Raw genomic sequence first — 21,894 nt, 5'->3', positions numbered from 1 at the left:
TGGTGTGGGCGTCGCCAATCAGTGCACACTCAAAATTACTGCCGGTGGAGGGAGTAGAAAGTGCGTCGTGCAGCCTGTGTTCACGATCTCTCCCCTGAGCGAGTACGCAGTAAGAAATCGCCCTGTTAAGCACTTCGTCGCTCGCCCGAAGCTGCGCGATTCCCTTATGTACATTATCGAGTTCGCTATTGCAGATCAGCTCTAACTGGGGGCTAGCCAGTAAGCGCTGGAGCAGGTCGTTGCGGTAGATCATTTCTGCCGAACGCGCGAGTTGGCGGGCGGGGGATCGGCTTGATAATATTACTTTGTAGCCTTGCGCTATAAGTGCTTCACAGGTTTCGCAGCCGGTCTCTCCACCGCCTAATACCAAAATGGGGCCTGCGTCTGGGGCCGGGAGCGCGTGACTTGGCAGGCTGTTTAGCAGCTCGAAAGCGTCGCAGCTATTGCTGCTATCAAGGCCGCTAAAACTATGTGGCCGCGCGCGGCTGCCGGTGGCAAATACCACAATATCGGGTTGCCGTGTAGTGATATTTTGTTGGCTGGTGTTAGCCTCGAGCTCTACCGCTACGGTACTTGCCTGCAATTGCCGAATTAGATATTGGCGATAGCGCTCCAACTTGTCTTTAAAGGGCGGGGCCGCTGAAACAATTAAACCACCACCAAGACGGTTTTGGGATTCTAATAAAGTGGTGTGAGCACCGGCGGTCGCCAAATTCAAAGCAGCGTTGATACCGGCGGGGCCACTGCCCACAACGACTGCACGGGCGCCTGTTGTCAGTTGTGGAATATCGCCATTTAGCTCCCGGCCAGTAGCGGGGTTATTGGCGCAGCGTATGCTGTTTTCCGCAAAGCCATTGGCCACACAAAAATTGCAGGAGGTGCAGGGGATGATGGCGTCGGCATCGTCGGCTCTGGCTTTGTTGCTCCACTCTGGGTCTGCCAGCAGGGTCCGGCCCAGTGCGATTAAGTCGGCGTCGCCATTACGCAGGGCTTGTTCGGCTGTGTCCGGGTGGCGGATCTGTCCCACGGTAATAATAGGCACATTACACACTTGGCGAATGCGGCGGGAATAAGGAAGGCGCCAACCGTCGGGTGCGGACATTGGGTCTAATACTTTGTCGAAGCTCTCTGGGCCAACCCCAGTAGAAACATGGATTGCGTCGATCCCAGCATCCACCAGTATGGGGCAAATGCGCTCCATGTCTTCTATGGTAAGGCCGCCCTCGCAAAATTCGTCGGCAGAGAGGCGATAGATCAATGGACGATTGCCAATGGCCTGCCGTACGCGGTGGATAACCCGGCGGGGGAACTCCAGGCGGCCAGCTTCATTGCCGCCCCAGACGTCATCGCGCTTATTGCTGCGGGGCGACATAAACTGGGTGAGTAAATAGCCGTGGGCGCCGTGTAGTTCAACCGCTTGGTAGCCCGCTTTAATACCGAGTTCGGCGCTGCGGCCAAAACACTCAATGATTGTTTCAATCTCGCTGTGACTCATGCCTTTGCATGTCTGCTTGCTAGGGTCTTTGCGAGAGAATATATCGCTGGGGCCTATGGTGGTGCTGGTCTTTAGCAAGCTGCGCTTGGCCGCCGCGCCGCCATGTTGCAATTGCAGGCAGGCGACGCTGCCTGCGGCGGTTATCGCATTGACCAAAAGCCTGTGGCCACGCAGGTGGTCGGTGCTTTCAAGTGCCAGCTGATTGGGTTCGGACTGCCCAGATGCCAGCTCGACGCAGCAGAACTCAACAATAATCATACCGGTGCCGCCAGTAGCTCGGGCGCGATAAAACGCGATCTGGGCGTCGCTAACCCTACCGTCGACGGTGCCGAGTTGGGTGGACATGGGCGGCATGACAGTGCGATTGGGAATGACCACATTGCGAATTCGAAGGGGCTTAAAGAGTAATGGGTAGCGCAAGTGATGCTCCTCGCTTCATTTATTGTATTTAATTACTGTGTGACTGTCAGTTACGGGTCTGCGTATTAAATATTGCTTATACGCTATAGTGTCTCGCGGAAAACACTGAGAGTGTAAGCACTAAAGCTGGACAAACTAGCTAAGTAGAACTACTTATAATGTTGTAGTTCGGCAGCGGGTATGATTATAATAACTGACATACAGTAAGTTTTAAATGGGTCGACAACTAAAGTGGGCAATAAAATGACATATGTAAAAAGAGATGGTGACAGACAGCTGATAAGGAAGACGTTGCTGGCTGTGTGTGTTGCAGCCGCGTCGGCGGGGACTATTGCACAAGAAGCGGCGAAAGGGCGCAGCAATGTGATTGAAGAAATCATTGTTACGGCGCAAAAGCGCGCCCAATCGGTATCGGAAGTGCCCTTGTCCATTCAGGCGCTGACCTCAGATAAGCTTGAGTCTGAGCGTTTTGAGTCTCTAGCAGATCTGAAGCTTATTTCACCGAGCTTTACATTTAGTCATGGCACGGCGGGTAATTTCTCCAACTCCATTTCTATGCGCGGTTTAGGCTCGTTCTCAACCGAGGGCGGCGTACAACCCAGCGTATCGACCGTCGTTGATGGTGTCGCACTGGCAAGGTCTACCGAGTTTAGCTCCGATCTTGGTGATATTGAACGTATTGAAGTTATTGCGGGGCCCCAGGGAACCTTGTTTGGTCGTAACTCTATTGGCGGCGCGCTGAATATTGTGCGTAAAGGGCCATCGGAGGAATTTGCTGCTGAGATTGAGCTTGCCGCTACCGACGATAATGAAATAAGCACCAAAGCCATGATTAACGGTGCGCTGTCTGATCGTGTTCAAGGCCGTTTAAATGTCTTTTTTAAAGATCGCGATGGGCATATTAAGAACCTTGACGCTAGGCAAGGTGACGCCGGTGGTGAAGAAAGCCGTGGCCTAATGGTCAAGTTAAACTTTGATCTAAGCGATAATTTGAGTGTGTTGCTGAGCGGTGATTTTGTCGATACCAAAACGGGCGGCAATCCGCTGGTCACCTTTGGTTTAGATACGCTATATCCGGGTGCACAAGCACGTTTAGTGGCATTGGGTAATGGCGATGCTGCCAAGGGCCAGCAAGTGCTTAACGATCCGTTTACAGTAAACGCTAATACCGAACATTTTTTAGATTATACTCAAAAGGGCCTTGTTGCCGATGTGACTTGGCAGCTAAATGAAGAGTGGACGCTGAAGTCGATCAGTGCCCTGCGCCTTTCAGATCAAACCTTTAATCAGGACATCGATTCATCGCCTGCGTCGATGGGTAATCTGGATAGCACTACAGCCACCGCAGCAGTGGGTGGCAGCACCTACGGCATGTTTGGCGTGTATCTCGATGGCACGAATCTTTCACCTTTGGGGGATTCTGGAATTCTTAATGAGCTGGAGTATTTTACTCAGGAGCTGCGTTTTGAATATCAGCGCGCAGATATGAGTTTGGTCACTGGTCTTTATTTGCAGGATTACCAAGAGGACGGTAAAACGGATGTTCCGTTGTGGATCCGTGGTGCGCCTCCGCTCCCAACACCATTTATTCAGTCAGACCCGTATACCAACGATTACAGTCAGCAATCGTGGGCGCTATTTAGTGACATGACATGGGATCTTAATGACGTTGTTCAGCTCTTTGCTGGGGTGCGCTGGACCGATGAGGAAGCGACACTTAAGCATAAGCAGCTAAGTTATGTCGCTAAAGATTTTAGCTGTACAGATAATGTCTGTGATATTGATTTAACGACGGCTTACGTAAATACGTCTATAGATTTTGAGTCCGATGGCCATAGCGCGGACTGGTCTGGTCGTGTTGGTGCAAAATGGGATGTCTCGGAGGATAGTAATGTTTATGCCAGCTATTCTCGAGGTTTCATTGGTATCGGTGTTAACTACACGCGTTCATCAACGCCAGATAATACGTATTTAGAACCGTCAATTGCAGACTCATTTGAAATCGGCTTTAAGAGTGATTTACTTGATCGCACGGCACAGCTGCATGGCGCAATTTTCTATAAGGAAGTTGATGATATCCAGTCTACCAAGCGGATTCCTGGCAGCACACTTACAGCGCCGGTCAATGTGGGTAAAATCCGCAGCCAGGGTATTGAGTTGAACGGTAGCTGGTTGGCAACAGATATGTTGATGTTAACCTTGGGTGTGGCTTTTACCGATGTTGAATTCCAAGAATTCGACATGGATTGCTACGTGGGCCAGACCGCTGCACAGGGCTGTACCAATGGTCAGCAAGACCTCAGTGGCGAGCGTCCACCGCAGGCACCTGAGTTGAAATACACCTTGTCGGCTAATTATGACCAACCGCTTGCTGATTTGCCCTTTAATGGTTTCGGTAATGTGAGTTATGTGTGGCAGTCAGAAACGGCTACTGACCTTGCTCGGGATCCTCGTCTAGAACAAGATGAGTATGGCTTGTTAAATGTCAGCATGGGTATTCGCGACAAGCAGGAGCGCTATGAGTTGTCGGTATTTGGTAAAAACGTGACCGACGAATATTACGCCTTGAGTAAAGGTCAAGCTGATCCAGTTGCCGGTTACTTCCAGTTCACTTCACGTGGCTCACAGGCTTACTGGGGTGTGGCGGCTAAGTACAGCTTCTGATCACATATGGCTGCGTTAGCGCAGCCTACTTAATTCCACCTAGGTTGGTTTGTTGGCGTTTTCCTCACGGGAAGCGCCTTTTTTTTGGCTGGTGTTTATGCTCGTATCAGTGGGTCGGAATAATGCGCTGCATTTTAAGCGTAGGGCCAAAAATTCTTTTCCTTCTATGTATCCCGGGTGCGGGGACGATTTGCCCTGTATCCGCTTGGTCTCTCCATGTTCAATTTTCGTCAATAGGCTTGTAATACTTCACAAAAACTGAATAATGGTCACTTATTGGGTGGTTAGATTCATTTTTGGAGATGTGATAATGAAAATAAATAACAACAAAGAGACTGATTTACGATTGTGTAAATCTAGCTCAATGTTGGCTGTACCCTTGATAGCAATGAGTTTACTGCCTATTTCTATAACGGCACAGGCACAGCAGGCAAAAGCAAGAAATGTAATCGAGGAAGTGATCGTTACTGCTCAGAAGCGAGAGCAATCAATTGCTGATGTACCATTATCTATACAGGCGCTAGGTGCAGATAAACTCGAACGCGAACGAATCGAATCCCTTGGTGATTTACGGTTTGTGTCACCATCCTTTACGTTTTCCGCCGCGACTGGCGGTGGTTTGGCCAACTCAATTTCTATGCGCGGTCTTGGCTCGTTTTCATCTGAGGGTGGTGTGCAGCCTAGTGTCTCGACTGTGTTGGACGGCGTGCCCCTATCACGCTCTGGCGAGTTCAGCGCCGATCTTGGCGATATTGAACGCATCGAGGTCATAACTGGTCCCCAGGGCACCTTGTTTGGACGCAATTCCACGGCGGGTGCCTTGAATATTACCCGTAAGGGGCCGTCGCCAGAATTTGAAGCAAGTATAGAAGGCAGTGTTACCGACGACTCAGAACGCGTGCTTAAGCTAATGCTGAATGGCCCGCTTTCTGATTCGATACTGGGTCGAGTGAATATTCTCAGTAAAGATCGCGACGGCCATATTCGCAATCTCCATGCAGATCACGGCGATGCTGGTGGTGATGAGTCGCTGGCGGCAGTTGCAAAATTAGCCATTGATTTCAGCGATGCCGTCAGCATGATGATCAGTGCGGACTTCAATGATAGCGAAACCGGTGGCAATCCGCTGGTGACCTTTGATACCGATACGCTCTACGACCCCGAGGCACGCTACACCGCCCTGGGTGATGGCGATGCTGAACGTGGTCGCCAAATAATGGCCGACCCTTTTACAATTAATAATAATTCCCCTGATTTTTACAATTTTGAACAATGGGGTATTGTTGCCGACCTCACTTGGCAGCTAAGCGATAACTGGACCTTGAAATCACTGACAAGTGCGCGGGGCTGGGAACAAGAATTTGGTTTAGACATCGACTCGACACCAGCGAGTGTGGGTAACTTAAACTCGTTAACAGCCAATATTACAGAAACTGAGAATACCTATGGGCTGTTCGCTGTTGCTGTTGACGGTACTAACTATTCGCCGCTAGGTCGTTCCGGTGGCGCTAATAGCGTTGACTACCAAACTCAGGAGCTGCGTTTAGAATACGGTGACGAGCGCATGAGTGTTGTGGCCGGTGGTTATTATCAAAATTACCATGAAGATGGCGCTGTTGCCGTGCCGGTTTGGGTGCGTCAGAACCCAGACATTCCTTTGCCGCCAACGCCCTTTATTGTTTCTGATCCTTATACCAACGACCTTGAGCAAACCTCGTGGGCAGTATTTGGTGATGTGACCTATGACGTAACCGACATTTTTCAAGTATTCGCGGGTTTGCGTTGGACCGATGAGCAGGCAAAGCTAGATCACCAGCAGCGCTCATTTGTGGCGAGTGTGTATAGCTGTGAAAACAACTTCTGTGATGTCGACTTAACGGTGGCAATCTTAAACGAAGAAAATAACCATGTTACCGACGGTGAGGCCGCTGACTGGTCAGGGCGTTTAGGTGGTCGCTGGACACTGTCTGACGACACAAATGTTTACACGAGTTATTCGCGGGGGTTTATCGGGATTGGTGTTAACTACACGCGCTCATCCACACCAGAAAATGCTTACTTGAACCCCTCAGTGTCAGACGCCTACGAAGTGGGTATTAAGACCATGTTGTTCGATAGCCGCATGCAGCTTCACGGTGCGATGTTCTATCAGATCGTTGAAGAGTTACAGACAACCAAGCGTGTTCCCGGTAGTACCCAAACCGCGCCAATTAACGCCGGTAACCTCTATACTCAGGGCTTCGAGTTGAATGGCACTTGGCTAGCTACTCAGTCGCTGGAAATTCAGTTTGGCGCAGCCTTTACCGATGCTGAATTCCGCGATTTTGAATTGGACTGCTATGTAGGTCAGAGTGCGGAAGACGGCTGTAACACGAATACCAATATTCAGGATATGGAAGGCCAGCAACCGCCTCAGGCGCCACGGTTTAAATACACCTTGTCTGGCAATTACGAGCGCCAATTACTTGATTTGCCAATGGACGTGACCCTGAACGCCAACTATGTATGGCAGGATGAAACCGCAACGGATCTGAAGCGCCATCCTAAATTATTTCAGGAAGCCTACGGTTTGTTGAACGTAAGCGCCGGGCTGCGAACCCATAGTGGTAAGTACGAAATTAGTGTGTTTGGTCGCAATGTTACCGATGAGTTTTACGCTCTGCGCAAAGGTCATTCCGACCCTGTTACCGGCTATTTTCAGTACACCGTGCGTGGTGCTCAAGCCTACTGGGGTGTGAACGGAAAATTGCGTTTCTAGACAATGTGTATGCGCTGGTTTTTCCAGCGCATTTGACCGCCAAAAGCAAATTATCTTGCAAGAATTTCCGGCGTCTCCCTCCGTCGGGTTTTTTACGCTATTAGTAGGCCGCAATCGTTGTAGTTGGGCTCATTGTTAGTTCCTCTTTGGCGTCACCGGGAACGGGGCGCCATTTTTACGTATTTTGTATCATCGGCCGCTTATTAAGTTAAGTATTTCCTCGTCAAACCTTAGTGGGGTACTCATTCCTGAATTTTATTTAATTCAACAGTGTTGATATATATAGCTGAGTAGTAGTAAGTTATGCTGTGCTAAGTATATATCGTTGTAAATCGTGGGTAGCAAATGTAAGCAGTGCTTCTGAGTGCTGGATGTCACTTTACGCAAATAAGAATTAGGTGAGTGTTATGAATACTATGTGGTTACAAATTGGCCATGATGCAGATGGTGCCGTTGCGAATCCTTTGGCCCCTTGGGTTTTTGAAATTGGCTCGGTCATTCTGTGGCTGGTTATCGCGCTGTACTTTTTTCGGGGGTATCAGCGTAGCGGTAGTTTGAGTAAATATGCGCTGATATTTATTGGCGCTACATCAATGTTCTGGCTGGAGTTTCCCGCCGATTGGGGTGCATTTTTGGTGTACTCGCCGCGCTTTGCCTTGTTCCCTATTGAATTGCCGTTTACAACGCCGAATAAGCCCATGTTTATGCCAGCGGCCTATGGCTGGTATTTCCTCGCGATATATTCTCTGATTTGGTTTCTGGTCGACAAGCTCCGTGCTGCTAAGCCGGATTGGAGCCGGGTGTTGGTGGTGTTATTGATTGCCGCGCCCTTCTTCTATGTATGGAATTTAATGGTAGAAGGCTTCTCGGCACTAGTAGGTTGGTGGACATATTACGAAGTGTTTGGTCCTGCGCTCCATTCGACGCGGGGTACTTACCCCTTGGTATTTCCAGTTGTGCCCTTTGCGGTATACGGCGTTGCCGAAGCGCTGGTACTCACTTGGAAAGATCAAAATGGCCTGCACATGCTGGAGCATATTACCGGTGCGCATAAAGCTACTGCCGGTACCGGCAAAGAGCTGCGCAGAGTTGCTGCATGGGTGATTACCATGAATTGTATTTTTGCTTTGTTTTCATTGTCGATGGTCTTGTTTCGCTTAGCGATGGAGTCGTAGCACTTCAAGTTTGTGTTGTGACTATTCGGGGGCAGGGAGTATTCAATCACCTTCAATATTCCCTGTATCTAGAGCAGCAATCGACGATTAATAACGCGCTCTTAAGCCAAAGAAATAGAATGCCCCGCGTCCACAGTTAATATTGAGCCGTTCATATGGCAGGAGGCGTCACTGGCGAGCAGTAGCAAGGGCCCGTCTAACTCCTCGACATTACCTAGGCGTTTTAAGGGATGCATTTGAATGAGCGCCTGACCTTCGTCAGAATCAAACAGCGTTGACGACATTTCGGTTTTAAAATAGCCGGGCGCAAGCGCATTGACGCGAATATTTTTGCCAAATAGGTCGCGGGCCATCGCCTTGCTCAATTGATTTACTGCCGCCTTAAGCGCGCAGTAGGCGGGCATGCCGGGCATCACTCGGTCGCCGGTAATTGAGGTGATGTTGACGATGGCCCCTGCTTCATTGGCTGCTAGTAATGCACTGGCAAAACGTCGGCACAGGCGCATGGTGCCAGATAGGTTTACGTTGATCAGGCTGTCCCAGCTTTCATCTTGCACATCTGGAAACAGGCCAAAATCCGCCTGCGCGGCGCAGTGCACCAAAACATTGGCGCGGCCGTAAATTTCTTCAATTTGCGCAAATATCTCCTCTATGGATTTTACGCTGCTAATGTCGCCGGCTATTGCTATAGCATCGCCGCCGTCGGAACGAATCGCGTCAGCCACACTTTCTAAACGCGTGGCGTCACGGGCCACACAGACTGTTTTAGCACCGGCCCTCGCGAGGGTGTGGGCAAATTGGCGGCCGATCCCGGTGCCCGCGCCGGTCACCACCGCGATTTTAGACTTCATCGAAAATAGCGTTTCTATGTTTTGCATTTCCGACCCCTGCTTAATCGCGACCGAGACGTGGGAAAGACCACGCGCGTTTTTGCAATAGCACTTGGCGCTGCTCTCCCGAAACCCGTGGTGTTGATGTGGGTAATAAGTCCACCACCTCGTGCAGTTTCACGCGTTTCATGCGCGTTGGTAGAATGGCATCGGCTTCGTAGTAACGCACGGTAACCAAGCCTTTCTGGTGTCCGCCGGCATCCAACCAGTTGCCAATGCTGGGGTCGTCGTGGGCAATTACTGCGCGAAAAATACCGTCGTTATCTACCCATGCTTGATGGTCGTTCAATGAGGTCTGGCGTAAATGGTAGTCTCGTGCCTCCCAAAATTGACTGCCAATCTGAATATTCCAAAATTTGGTTTTCGGCAATTCTATTTCTAGGAGCACTGCTTCATCGGGACCGCAGTGGTATACCGCTTTGCCGTAACGCAAAGAGGCGAAGCCGTAGTCAATGCCGTCGAAAGACAGCTCGTTATCTTTGCCGTTGTAGTAGCTGCCCACGGTTTTGCGAAATCCCGCAGGCATTTCTTTTAATAGGTCGCAGTACAATTCTAAGTTGCGACGAATATCGTCCTCTTGCAGCGGTGGCGGCGGCAGGGGCTTGTCTTTGGTGATGATTGTTAAACGCGCGGGCTGCTCAGTATCCCAATCGCTAAAGTATTGCCGAAACACCAAATTACAGGGGCCATCAGGAAGCTTTAACCAGTTAGTGGCATTGGCGGGGCGCTCCTTACTGACATGGATCTCCACTTGATTGTTTGGGCCTACTTCGAGGTCTTGTAAGCGATGAAAGAGTTTCCAGTCCCCAAGGTGGGCGATGTGGTCTTCTCTCACTTCTAAATCAATAACTTTTGCCGTGCCGCGATCACCAACTATGCGGTAACTGTTATCACCGTGGGCCGGCGCCCAAGTGTAATGGCAGTCGGCTGACGGCAAACCCCACTGCACCTTGGTGCCCAGCAGCTGCATAAAATGGGGATAGTCGGGGTTGATGTTTTCTAGGGTAATGGGCTGACCACCGGAAATTAGGCGGGTTAATTGTCTAACGCCTTCGGCGCGGCTTAAATCATCGTCTATGCTTGGGTCGTCCCAAACGAGGGACTCCATCTCGGCCATTACCTTGACCACTTGCCGCCAAATATCTGCGTTTGCGAAGCTTAAATCTTTGAAAGAGGTTCTGTCGGTCATTTTGTAATCCTTCTTTATTATGTGAATTTAGTAAGTGATAAACGCCGAAAACTGGCGTTGATATTCTGCGAATCGGGTGTTGATCATGTCAGGGCTTACACCGTAGTCGGCGCAGGAATAGCTGTAGGTACCAAACTGATGCTGTGGTCGCTCGGCCTCAAAGGCGTGGATAGCTGCCAGCGAATCCTGATTAAATTCAATGTCGGCGGCGGCAAATATTTGCTGCACCAGCTCAGGCGCCTTAGAGAGCACATCTTCGTAGCGCACATCCATAATTCTGCCGGGCGGAAGCTGGCTGCGAATTTTTAAATAGCGGTCCATTGAGCAACCGAAATAATCGAGTAACTCGGGGCCGATGACTTGGCTGTCTACCGAGTCGCTGTGGATGCGGCGCATTTCCTCCATTAAGCCCGACATTGACGGAATAATACTGGTGACATCGCGGTGGCAGTTCACTAGTACCGCATCAGGAAAAACGCTCAGCAGAGTGTCGAGCAGCCCTGTATGGCAGGGCGATTTTAATACCCAGGGGCGGCCTCGACGGCCACCATCCTGCCACTGAAGATACTGCATTTGTTCAAAGAGAAACTGATAGCTAGGCCGCTGATCAATGCTCATGGCAAATTCATAAAACGAGGGCATGCGAGCAAACATCCAGGTAACCACGCATTGAAATGACCCCTGCATTAGCAGCACTTCTTCGTCGGCTTGAAGCGCTTCGGTGGGGTGGCGGGCCATAAACCCAGGGAAATTGTGTGCAAACATTTCTACTACTTCTTGGGCGGCCGCGATGCGCTCTTTTGGATTACCCGCTTGCTCACTAGGGAAGGGCGCGGGGTTCATCATTTTCCAATAAATCATGCCCTGAGTTTGCGGAGCCGCCGACAAAACTCTCTGCAATTTGGTGGTACCCGTACGGGGCAGGCCAAGCACCACAATGGGCTTTTCGATTTTCTCTTGTAGAATTTCGGGATGGGCGTGCACATCTCGCACATAACGCAGGCGGTTTATTAGCGAGTTTAGCAAGCCGCCAAAGGCCAACTCCTCGCCCAGTGGCGATAATTTCGCTTCCTTGTTAAAGCCGCTCACCAGTATTTCTAGGCCTTCTAAAAACTGGGTGTCACCAAAATCCGAGAGCCCAGTGGCCTGCTCGGCGGCGGCCATTAAATCGGCAACCGTTTTGGGTGTTGTCGAGCTTGGTAACTGAGATGTTTGCGTCATTGGTCCTCCAGAGAGTATTCTTTTTATGGTTTAGGAGCTGAGTGCGATTTATAGCAACAAGCTGTGGCAAACAATATCGAAATAATACGTTGCCACAATGATGAAATCGTCCGTGTGGGCGTCGCGATCAGCTAGGTAAAATCACAATAATATCAATAGCAAAGAGTCCATCGAGGACGGCGAAATGAATGCAATACCGGTTTGCAGTAACTCGGCATTTGAGGTGTATACCAAAGCCTGCCGCACCAGCCCCATGCTGGAACACCGAGATAAACCCAGTACGGGTATCAGCCTTTATCGCTGGGATCTAAAGCCCATCAAAGAGGTGCGGATTCCCCGCAATGGTGAGGTTACGGTGGCAGTTCACCTAGGGGGTGATAGCCGAGTGCGGGTCTTTACCGAAAATGGCATTAGCGAACAGTATTCTCGGCCTGGTGACATCACCCTTGTACCGAGTGGGCAGCCGATAAAATATTTAATTGATGGCTCGGTAGATTTTGCGACTATTCATTTTCCGGCCAGCGCGGCCAATATTTTTGGCAAAAATTTTGGCGACGATCTTTTAAAGCTGCGGCATTGCCTGTTTGCGGTGCGGGACGATTATGTGATCGCGAGTGTAAAATCCCTGTTTAATCTGGTGAATTCACCGTCGCTACTCAGCAAGCGTAGCGCACGCTCGGCGTTGGAGTCCTTGTCGTGGCATTTATTGCGGCGGGTTTCTGAAGAAGCATTTGAGCCGGTTTTATTGCCTGATCAGAGTTCTGGCATGCCAAGCCAAAACGAGGCAAGGCGATTCTCGATGGTTGTTGCTGAAATTGAGCTCCGCCTCGATCAGCAATTAAAAATAGGTGATTTGGCCGATGTTGTCGGCATGGGGCGAACTGCATTTTGCGAGCAATTTACCAAGTATTTTGGAAAATCACCCCATCGCTATATCGTCGAACAGCGAATCAGTAAAGCTAAACAGTTGTTAAGCGAATCCAGTTTTAATATCACAGACATCGCGTATGAACTCGGCTTCAGCAGCGCCTCGCATTTTTCAGCGAGTTTTAAATCGACAACCGGCATGACGCCAAGGGAGTTTCAACTCAATCAAAAACTAGGGGCTTAATCGCAATTTTATAACTGGGTGTTCAGACCGTGTTGACTGCGCTTAGCTATTGCTTGCTAAGTATTCATAAAAATAATAAATGATCGTCGCGGACGAATTTGATGTGGCCGCGAATAATTCTGATGGTGCCGTTATTTTCATAGTGATAAATATACTTGGCAGCGCTGCTGATGTGGCAAGTGCCTATGTCGATAATTCACTAAGAGAAAATAATAATGTCTACCGAAAAAAATAAGTTACTTGTTGCAGAATTTCTGGCCTGTTTTAAAACGAAGGAAGTGGATAAAGCGCTAGCGATGATGAGCGAGGACGCCACTTGGTGGATTGGTGGCAAGCCAGATTTATTTCCGATGTGCGGCCTAAAGACCAAAGAGGAGATGGCTAAAATTTTATATGACTTGGTGTTGAGTAGCGAAGACGGCTTGGCCATTACACCTAAATCCATGCTCGCCGAAGGAAATAAAGTGGCGTGTGAGGCGGAGTCTTACGCTGTACTTGGCAATGGCCGCGTATATAACAACGAGTACCATTTTTTACTTGAGGTGCGCGACGGCAAAATTTTCGCCGTTAAGGAATACCTCGACACCATGCATACCGCCGATGTTTTGAAAGGGTAAAAGGCCATGGTTGATGAAGGTTTTGCTTTGAATCAAGCGCTTCGCCTGCCTTGTGGGGTCGTTTTAAAAAACCGTATGGTGAAAGCCGCGATGAGTGAAGGTTTGGCCGATGCGAATAATTGTGTGTCGGACGCCCACCTTAATTTATATAAGCGCTGGGCGACAAATGATTACGGTTTGATGATATCCGGTAATGTGCAAATTGATCGCCGGTTTTTGGAGCGGCCAGGCAATATCGCCATTGATGGCAATGGCGGTTTTCAGGGCTTAAAGCAGTTAGCGGCGCTGGGCACTCAAAATCAAGCACATTTCTGGATGCAGATTAACCATCCTGGGCGCCAGACACCCGCGGGCATCCATGCTGAGCCGCTGGCGCCGTCTGCGATCCCCCTGCCACTTAAGGCGGCTGACTGCGGCGATGCAAGGGCAATGACAAAGGCCGATATAGCGGATGTTATCAAACGCTTTGTGCATGTTGCCGAGATCGCCAGAGAAACGGGGTTTAGCGGTGTTCAGATACACGCAGCACATGGCTATTTGCTGTCTAATTTTTTAAGTCCCTTGGCCAATAAGCGCGACGACGAGTATGGCGGGTCCTTAGCTAACCGTGCGCGATTACTACTTGAGGTTGTTGCGGCGATGAGAGCGGCATTAGGTGCGGCGTTTCCCATCTCTGTAAAACTCAATTCGGCAGACTTTCAGCGCGGTGGTTTTAGCGAAGAGGAATCCATGCAAGTTGTTCAATGGCTGTCTGCTGCCGGTATCGATTTACTTGAGATCTCCGGTGGCAGCTATGAGCAAATGTCGATGGTGGGGGCGGACTCGAGCGAGCCTAGCTCTGCAAGTAGTCAGAAATTGGCCAGCACCGTTGCTCGCGAGGCCTACTTTTTAACGTTTGCAGAGAAGGTTAGGCCACTGGTAAATATGCCGCTGATGATCACTGGCGGGTTTCGCGGTAAAAAAGGTATGAGCGATGCGCTGTTGTCTGGTGCATGCGAGTTGATTGGCGTAGGCCGGCCATTTTGTTACGCGCCAGATGATTGCGGCGCCATTCTAACACCACCGACACCAGACTGCATTTCAACGGAATTGCCGTCAATTGAGCGTCACCTGGCGATGGCTAGAAACGCTCTCGGTGAGGAGGTCGATGAGAAAACCTTTAAAACGGCAGAGTCATTTGGTCTGCTCGCTTGGTATTGCCTGCAGTTGATGCGGGTAGCCAAGGGCGAGAGTGCTGATATGGGGCTGAGCGTATACGATGCTTTGCTCGAGTATAAAACCAGTGAAGCGGCAGCGCTGGCTGCGTGGCGTAGGCCATAGCTGCTGTTGCTTTAACCGAGGCGCACCCCTTTTAGGATATGTGCAAAGGCAATATCGAGCGCTTTGTAAAATTCGGCCATCAGTTTCGGTTGTTCGTCATTTTGATAATTACGGGTGAGGTCGAGTGCGCCCAACAGTAGGGCGTTGAGCAGCATTTGCACTTGCCTTGCTTCGCTGTCATTTAGTCCGGCTTCTTTGAAATAGCGGTTAATTTCATCTAGTAGGCGGTAGGCGTTTTCTGGGTATTTGTTTTCCAAGCTATAGCGCAGTGCTTGGCGCGCTAGCTCGGGATAGGTCATGCACAGTTCAAGGCCGGTTTTGGTTAGCGTAGAAAAGCGCTCCTGCCATGATAATTCTGGGCCGGGAAGCTCCCAGCTCGCGAGTATGGAGTTAACCGCGAGTTCATAAAGCTCCTCTTTATTTTTGACCATGGTATAGAGCAGGCGGGCCGAGACGCCAACTTCGCTGGCGAGTTTGCGCATTGACAGGCTGCCTGCGCCATCACGTTTTTCGATGGTGAGTACGGCATTAACAAGGTCGGCACGATTGGGGGTGGGGGTGTCGTCGCGACGGCGACGACCCCGTTTACTTGGCTGTACTACGGTTTTGATTGTCGTAGTATCGGCCGATTTTATTGGCATTAGTCATCATCCCAGATTACCGGAAGTGCAGTGGGGCTACGGAAGCTTTTACCGCGAATGTGGGCATCGAGTCTGATGACTTCCTCGTCGTCAAAGCGCAGGCCGGGTAAGGCATCGAGTAGCTTATTGAGGGCAATTTTGATTTCTAAGCGCGCTAAATGCAAGCCAATACAGGTATGAACGCCATTGCCAAAGGTAACGTGACGCAATGGTGAACGGTGGAGGTTATACACTTCAGGGTTGTCGCTGATAAATGCGGGGTCGCGGTTGGCGGCGCCGAGCAGCGGCAGTACTACGGCGTTTTCGGGGATGATGGTGTCGCCTATTTTACTTTCGCGCAGGGCGACGCGGGGGGTTAGCTGCACCGGCGGATCGACCCGCAAGGTTTCCTCAAAGGCTTTGTTAACGAGGCTGCGGTCGTTGCGAACGTCGTTGAGCTGCTCGGGGTTGGAGAGTAAATGGAAGAGCATGCTGCCAAGGGCGCGGTAGGTGGTTTCGATCCCGGCGGGTAATAGCAGTAGCAGGAAGGAGTAAATCTCTTCGTCGTTCAGTTTTTGGCCGTCTATCTCGGCGTGAACCAGCTCGCTGATCATGTCTTCGCGGCGGTCAGTGCGGCGGGCTTCGATAAACGGCGCTAGATAAGCGCGAACTTCTTTAGCGCATTCAGCGGCTTTATCAGGGTCGGCGGCACCTTCTAAAATGCCCATAGCCCACTGTTGGAATTGCTCAAAATTATCTTGGGGTAGACCAATGACCTGACCAACCACGCGGGCGGGGTAGGCAAAGGTGAAGTCGGCCACTAAGTCGGCTTTATTTCCCTTGGCTTTAAGTTTGACGATAAGCTCATCGACCACTACTTGAATTAGACTTTCTTCCCATTTGGTTAGCAGTTTCGGGCGCAGGGCTGGGGCAACAAGATTGCGGTAGCCAGCGTGGGCGGGTTCGTCCATGCCAACCAGAATGTGAGCACCCATAACGCTCGAATACATGTTCTGCAGGATGCTGCTAGAGAAATCTTCGTTGTTGTGTAGGCACTCGATTACTTCAGCGTGGCCGTAAAGATAAACAAGGGTGCCAGCGTCTTTGCCATAGCGGTCGGTTTCAATTTCAACGCGCTTGCTGCGGCGACGCTCAGCCCAATCGGGGTAGGGGTTGCGTACATCGCCTGGCGGATCAACTGGGGTGACCATATAAAGTAGTTTGTCGACAAAGCCGTCGCCGTGGCCTTGGGCTTGTCCGTGCTGAAAAGGGCAGCCGCCAGCGGCGCTGTCTTCGGGCATGGCCGCAGGGCTTGCCGTGGCCATTGCTGCTGGGCTGGGGTTTTTAGCGGGGCGCAGTTTATTCAGGCTGCGCTTAAGCCAGCTTGGCTTGCTGGCGGGGGTAAGTACGTCTAGGTCAAAAAAGGTGGTCATGCTTTGGCCGAGTTTAAGGTTGCCGTGGGTTTTCATTTTGCCGGTCATGACTGCGACCATGCCATTGGTCTCGCCGCGGAGGACTTTTTGCATTACTTCATCGTCGGCAGTAAGAGTCAGGCTGGGGGCGGCTGCTTGGCCGAGTGTAAAGGTGCAGCGTTTGTTCTGGATGCTGAGGTAGCAGGGTTCGCTAATTTGAAACTGAAAAATGGCGTCGGCGTCGCCGGCTACTTCTGGTAAAAAGGCTGAAGGTAGCTTTTCGATTAACTGTCTGGCACTCATGGGGTGGATTCCTGTTTATTGGTTTTAACGCTGTGCAGTATTTAAATCAACGCTGTGGATATATTCTTCGTAATTGGCTGGCCTGTCAATCAAGTGGCTAAAAATTAATGTTCTAACTAATCTGTTTGTTGGTGTAAGTCGGGCGGATTTAGCGCGCTTATGAGGCTTGCGCTGGTGGTCATGGTCGCCAGCGGCGACAGCATGTGTTTGATAATTGCGTCGTGGGCCTCTTGTCCCGAACCGGCAATAGCGTCTTCAGGGATTATAATCTGATAGCCCCGATCTAGCCCGCCGAGCATCATGCCGGGCACCGCGGCATTGGTTGACACACCTGCTAGTACCAAACATTTGCAATCGAGATTGTGCAGCAGAGATTCCAGTTGGTTGCCGTAAAAAGCGGTCATGCCGGAATACCGCCGCACAATATGATCTGCCGTTTGGGGGGAGAGATCCGCCACTACCTCAACTTGTTGGCTACCTTCGACAAGCCCTTTTTTGTGGCGAATATAGGCCACCGCAGGGTTGTTGATGCTGACGCCAGCAAAGTCGGCGCGGTGTTCGACGTTGATATAAATTACCGGCAGGCCGCGGACGCGAAAGGCCCCGGCGAGCGCGGCAATCTTCGGCACAATCTGCCGCGCCGCCGCGTGTTCAGTAATGGCGGGGAGCACGCTGTGTTCGGCTTCAAGCAGGCCGCGCTGACACTCATTGATGAGTAGGGCGCTTTGTTCTAGTAAGCCGAACTGTCCCGGTAAATCGAATGGTTTCATTGCGGCGTCGATCCTAGCAGTAGAGTTTGCGAAGGCTGACTTTGTCGATTTTGCCAGTGGGCATCTTGGGAATGCTATCGGCAAAAATCACGGTGCGTGGCTTTTTGTAACTAGCGATCATGGTTTGGCAGTGGCCAATCACGTCCGCTTCGCTCAATTGCTCGCCTTCGCGCACAACAACCACCGCGCATACCGACTCGCCCCATTTCTCGTCTGCCAGGCCGATCACAGCGCATTCGCTTATGGCCTTGTTACTGAGAATGGCGTCTTCTACTTCGCGGGAGTAAATGTTTTCTCCGCCCGAAATGATCACGTCTTTTTTGCGATCGACCAAATACAGCATGCCATCTTCGTCGAACAAGCCGACATCGCCGGTATAACACCAGCCGTCACGGAAGGTCTCCAGCGTGGCTTTGTGGTTGTTCCAGTAGCCTCGGGCCATGGCGGTGGACTGCACCACAATTTCACCGGCTACTTCTGGCGGGCAGAGCTTGCCATTGTCGTCTTCAATACGAACACGGGTGCCGGGGAAGGGCTGGCCTACCGAGGTGAGCCAGCGTTTTTCCTGCTCGCTGCCATCGGGGCGGTGTTGTTCGCGCAGCAAGCCAGAGCTGAACACTTCGGTTTGGCCGTAAAGGTTGATAAAGATGGGGCCCAGCAATTCCATGCCGCGCTTGAGCAAGGGCAGGGGCATCGCCGCCGCAGAGTACACAATGGTGTGCAACTTGCTGAAGTCGCAATCTTGTAAATTAGGATGATCGAGAACCATCTGTACTAACGTCGGCGCCAAGTGGAGGATGCTGACGCCGTCGTCATTGACGGCCTTGAGTAGCTCGGCAGGGTCAAATTGGCGGTGTAGCACCACAGTGCCGCCGCGAAAGTGAATACCCATGCCCATGGCCATGGCGCCGATGTGAAACAGCGGCATGACCAATAAAATGCGATCATTAGGGCCGGAGCGAGTTTCTATGGACATGGTTTGCGCGCCGAGGCGCATTTCCCGCTGGCCGAGTATGCAACCCTTGGGTTTGCCGGTGGTGCCGCTGGTGTAGATAAGTGCGGCAATATCTTCTTCGCGAGCGCAAAAGCTTGAGCCTTCGGGCTGGCCAGTGGCAATAAAGGCTTCGTAATCGCTGGCCCAGTCGACGTGGCCGTCGATGCACACATAGGTTGCAATGCTGGGTAATTGCTCGCGAAGGCCAGCAAGCAGCTCGGCGTACTGGGCCTCAAAGAACAGTATGCTGGGCGTGCTGTCTTTAATGATATGGGCAATTTCTGGTCCGGCAAGGCGGAAGTTAACCGTGGATAAGATCAATCCGCTCCACTGGCAGGCAGCCATCAGCTCGCCGTAAGCGAGATTGTTCATCGACAATACACCAACGCGGTCTTGGCGTTGCAGGCCGCTGTTTTCGGCGGCAGAGGCGATACGCTTGGCGCGGTCTAGAAGCTGACGGTGCGTAATGCTTTGCTCGCCCATAAGATAGGCGGCTTGATTGGAAAAGCGCTGAGCATTGTCTTCCAGCGTGTCGGCAAGTGTAAAAGGCACGTGGTCTCTCACTATTTTCCCTCTTTGTTATCGGTGTCGATTGTGGTTTTTCTCGCAGCTGCGTGTAATGCCACTTGAAAACTGAATATATGTTAGTTTATTATCTATTGCAATGCTTGCATAGAGACCGATAAAACCAATGAACTTGTATTTAACTGACGAACAGAACATGTTGCAGGAATCAGCGGCGCGCTTATTTGCCGCTGAGTCTAGCGGAGCGCGCGTGCGCGCCGCAGAGGCCACAGGTTTCGATCCCGCCCTATGGCAGCAGTTACAGGAAATGGGTTTGAATTTAATGCGTCTACCCGAAGCCGCTGGCGGCCTAGATAGCGGTCTGCTAGATGCGGTACTGGTGGCTGAACAGGCGGGGCGTTACCTTGCCTCGGTGCCTTTAATTGAGCACATGGCCGCGTCGCGTCTGCTGGCGCAGTTTGAGGGCGAGGGTGTATCTGCGGCGCTGGCAAAGCTTGCCGAGGGCGCTTTGATCACGTTTGCACCGCAACTACTTAATAGTCGGAAAATACCCGTTAACGCTGCTGCTGTGGCCGATTATGTGCTGCTGGCCGACAGCAATGGCCTTTATTTACTTGGCGCGGAACACTTTAGTCCCATTGCTAATTTGGGCAGTGGTGCGCTTGCTCAGTTGAAAGAGTCAGTTGAGCTTAACGACTTTGCTGTGGCCCAAGGCAGTGAGGCCCTTGCTGAATTCAATGCGGCCTGCGATGAATGGCGTTTACTGTGCGCGGCTGCGCTCAGCGGTTTAGCCGAGCAGGGCCTGCGCATGGCGTCTGAATACGCCAATGAGCGCAAGGCTTTCGGCGTGCCTATTTCAAGCTTTCAGGGTATTTCTCACCCCTTGGCCGATGCGATCTCGCAGGCTGAGGGTGCGCAATTACTTACCCGCAAGGCCGTGTGGGCGCTGGCGACAGGTCGCAGTGACGCCGCGGCGAGTGTGGCCATGGCGTTCTGGTGGGCAGCGGATACCAGCTCCAAGGCAATGGCGAAAGCGCTGCATACCTTTGGCGGCTATGGCGTGTCTTTGGAATACGATATTCAAATGTATTATCGTCGGGCTAAAGCGTGGCCAGCCTGCGCTGGCGATGCCCAGCGGGCATTGCTCGATGCCGCCGATCGCCTGTGGCCAGAGCAGCGATCGGCGAGCGCGGTGACTAAGCTTGCCGACGCCGGTGAAAATCACCAGGACTACAGCTTGGGTGCTGATGCCGAGGCCTTTGCCGAAGAAACCCGGGCCTTTTTCGCCAAGCATATGACGCCAGAGTTGCGCGCTCATGCTCACCACTCGGTGGATGGTTTTCACCCAGACTTTAATAAGCTGGCCGCGAAGGAAGGCATGCTGTTTCCCCACTGGCCAGCGGAATACGGCGGCCTTGGCAAAAGCGCCTATGAGCTTGCTGCCATGGTCGCGGTGATCGAGGCCGAGGGCTGGGAGCATGTTACTGCACCTATTACCAACCAAGTGGCGCAAATCGTAATGCGCTTTGGCACTGAAGAAGCCAAGGCCGAGTCTTTGGGTCGCTTTGGCTCAGGTGAGTCCTTGGCCTGCATGGGCTTCACCGAGCCGTCTTGCGGCTGCGACGTGTTCGCGGCAAAAACGTTTGCTGAAGTGCAGGAAAATGGCGACTGGCTAATTAACGGTCAAAAGATCTTTACCACTGCCGCGAATCTTGCCGATTACTGTTTTTTATTGGCTAGAACCAGCAGCGACAAGCCTAAGCACAAGGGTTTGAGTGTGTTCTTGGTGCCGATGGATTTACCTGGTATTGAAGTTCACGCCGTGCACACCTTGCAGGATGAACGCACTAATATTGTGTATTTCAGCGATGTGAAATTGCCTGCCAAATATTTGGTTGGCGAGGTGGATGGCGGCCTCAAAGTCATGGCCTCTACCTTAGAGATGGAGCACGGCTCGGCGGATCAATATCGCCACGGTCATGTCACCGCATTCCACGCAGCTGAAAAATGGGCGCTTGCTGCCGAGCGCGACGGTCTGCCCTTGCTGGCCGACAATCAAACGGCTAGCCGTTTAGCGCGCGCTAAAGTGCATTTAGAAGTTTCTACATTGCTCTGCTATCGCGCCATATGGTGTATGTCAGAACAAATTCATAATCGTTACTGGGGACCGATGGCGAAGTTGTTTGCCACCGAATACTACCAGCGCGACGCTGACGATTTAATGGATATGTGCGCGCCTTACAGTGTTATTCAGCAGCGCGATGGCCTTGGCCATCTCGAGGTCGGCTACCGGCAGTCTATTGGCACCACCATTTACGGTGGCACCAGCGAAGTTCAGCGCAGCCTAGTTGCAGAGCAAGCCCTTGGTCTGGCTCGTTCACGCGGCTAACAGCAGTTTTAGGAGAAGTAG

15 protein-coding genes are annotated in these 21,894 nt (G+C 51.5%); 7 read left to right on the top strand and 8 right to left on the bottom strand.

What is annotated here, in order from left to right:
• A partial coding sequence (locus tag AB4876_RS16030) for an oxidoreductase (protein ID WP_368382761.1) occupies positions 1-1,915 on the bottom strand: 1,915 nt, incomplete at its 3' end.
• A gap of 300 nt (positions 1,916-2,215) precedes the next feature.
• Here AB4876_RS16030 and AB4876_RS16025 point away from each other — a divergent pair.
• The 3 genes from AB4876_RS16025 (at position 2,216) to AB4876_RS16015 (ending at position 8,512) form a co-directional block, all read left to right on the top strand.
• Positions 2,216-4,579 (top strand): TonB-dependent receptor, encoded by a 2,364-nt coding sequence (locus AB4876_RS16025; RefSeq protein ID WP_368382760.1) that lies wholly within the window; start codon positions 2,216-2,218, stop codon positions 4,577-4,579.
• A gap of 310 nt (positions 4,580-4,889) precedes the next feature.
• Positions 4,890-7,337, top strand: coding sequence for a TonB-dependent receptor (locus AB4876_RS16020; RefSeq protein ID WP_368382759.1), 2,448 nt, complete (start codon positions 4,890-4,892; stop codon positions 7,335-7,337).
• A gap of 407 nt (positions 7,338-7,744) precedes the next feature.
• Complete coding sequence (locus AB4876_RS16015) at positions 7,745-8,512, top strand: hypothetical protein (protein ID WP_368382758.1); 768 nt, start codon at positions 7,745-7,747, stop codon at positions 8,510-8,512.
• 101 nt (positions 8,513-8,613) lie between these two features.
• On the opposite strand, the gene AB4876_RS16010 is transcribed toward AB4876_RS16015, so the two are convergent.
• Genes AB4876_RS16010 through AB4876_RS16000 form a run of 3 tightly spaced genes read right to left on the bottom strand, consistent with a single transcriptional unit; the run spans position 8,614 to position 11,812 of the window.
• Entirely contained in the window at positions 8,614-9,390 is a 777-nt protein-coding gene (locus AB4876_RS16010; RefSeq protein ID WP_368382757.1) for an SDR family NAD(P)-dependent oxidoreductase, read from the bottom strand.
• Positions 9,391-9,403: 13 nt separating this feature from the next.
• On the bottom strand, positions 9,404-10,591 hold the full coding sequence (locus AB4876_RS16005) for a DUF1214 domain-containing protein (RefSeq protein ID WP_368382756.1): 1,188 nt from the start codon (positions 10,589-10,591) through the stop codon (positions 9,404-9,406).
• 27 nt (positions 10,592-10,618) lie between these two features.
• Positions 10,619-11,812 carry a sulfotransferase family protein gene (locus AB4876_RS16000; RefSeq protein ID WP_368382755.1) on the bottom strand — a complete coding sequence of 398 codons (1,194 nt, stop codon included), beginning with the start codon at positions 11,810-11,812 and terminating at the stop codon, positions 10,619-10,621.
• 184 nt (positions 11,813-11,996) lie between these two features.
• Here AB4876_RS16000 and AB4876_RS15995 point away from each other — a divergent pair, with 184 nt between their 5' ends.
• The 3 genes from AB4876_RS15995 to AB4876_RS15985 all read left to right on the top strand — a co-directional run bounded on the left by AB4876_RS15995 (position 11,997) and on the right by AB4876_RS15985 (position 14,860).
• On the top strand, positions 11,997-12,923 hold the full coding sequence (locus AB4876_RS15995; RefSeq protein WP_368382754.1) for a helix-turn-helix domain-containing protein: 927 nt from the start codon (positions 11,997-11,999) through the stop codon (positions 12,921-12,923).
• A 215-nt stretch (positions 12,924-13,138) separates the two neighbouring features.
• The gene (locus tag AB4876_RS15990; protein WP_301026890.1) at positions 13,139-13,540 is read left to right on the top strand and encodes a nuclear transport factor 2 family protein; all 402 of its coding nucleotides are present in this window, start codon (positions 13,139-13,141) and stop codon (positions 13,538-13,540) included.
• A 6-nt stretch (positions 13,541-13,546) separates the two neighbouring features.
• Entirely contained in the window at positions 13,547-14,860 is a 1,314-nt protein-coding gene (locus tag AB4876_RS15985) for an NADH:flavin oxidoreductase/NADH oxidase family protein (protein ID WP_368382753.1), read from the top strand.
• A gap of 11 nt (positions 14,861-14,871) precedes the next feature.
• Here AB4876_RS15985 and AB4876_RS15980 read toward each other — a convergent pair whose 3' ends face one another.
• The 4 genes from AB4876_RS15980 to AB4876_RS15965 form a co-directional block, all read right to left on the bottom strand.
• Positions 14,872-15,501, bottom strand: a complete 630-nt coding sequence (locus AB4876_RS15980) for a TetR/AcrR family transcriptional regulator (RefSeq protein WP_368382752.1) — start codon at positions 15,499-15,501, stop codon at positions 14,872-14,874.
• The gene (locus AB4876_RS15975; protein ID WP_368382751.1) at positions 15,501-17,195 is read right to left on the bottom strand and encodes a cytochrome P450; all 1,695 of its coding nucleotides are present in this window, start codon (positions 17,193-17,195) and stop codon (positions 15,501-15,503) included. Before AB4876_RS15975 ends, AB4876_RS15980 begins: the two co-directional genes overlap by 1 nt.
• A 116-nt stretch (positions 17,196-17,311) precedes the next feature.
• A complete protein-coding gene (locus tag AB4876_RS15970) occupies positions 17,312-17,965 on the bottom strand; it encodes a cysteine hydrolase family protein (RefSeq protein ID WP_368382750.1) in 654 nt (217 codons plus the stop codon).
• A gap of 13 nt (positions 17,966-17,978) precedes the next feature.
• Positions 17,979-19,511: a long-chain-fatty-acid--CoA ligase gene (locus tag AB4876_RS15965; protein ID WP_368382749.1), complete on the bottom strand. Its 1,533-nt coding sequence runs from the start codon at positions 19,509-19,511 to the stop codon at positions 17,979-17,981.
• Between the two features lie 139 nt (positions 19,512-19,650).
• Between AB4876_RS15965 and AB4876_RS15960 the strand changes: the two genes are divergently transcribed.
• Positions 19,651-21,873 carry an acyl-CoA dehydrogenase family protein gene (locus tag AB4876_RS15960; protein WP_368382748.1) on the top strand — a complete coding sequence of 741 codons (2,223 nt, stop codon included), beginning with the start codon at positions 19,651-19,653 and terminating at the stop codon, positions 21,871-21,873.
• The last annotated feature ends 21 nt before the right edge of the window (positions 21,874-21,894 follow it).

It is taken from the genome of Zhongshania guokunii (genome assembly GCF_040892635.1).
GTDB classification, from domain to species: Bacteria; Pseudomonadota; Gammaproteobacteria; order Pseudomonadales; family Spongiibacteraceae; genus Spongiibacter; species Spongiibacter guokunii.
Note: the sequence above shows the minus strand (reverse complement) of the source record. Positions and strands in the feature narration are given on the sequence as shown.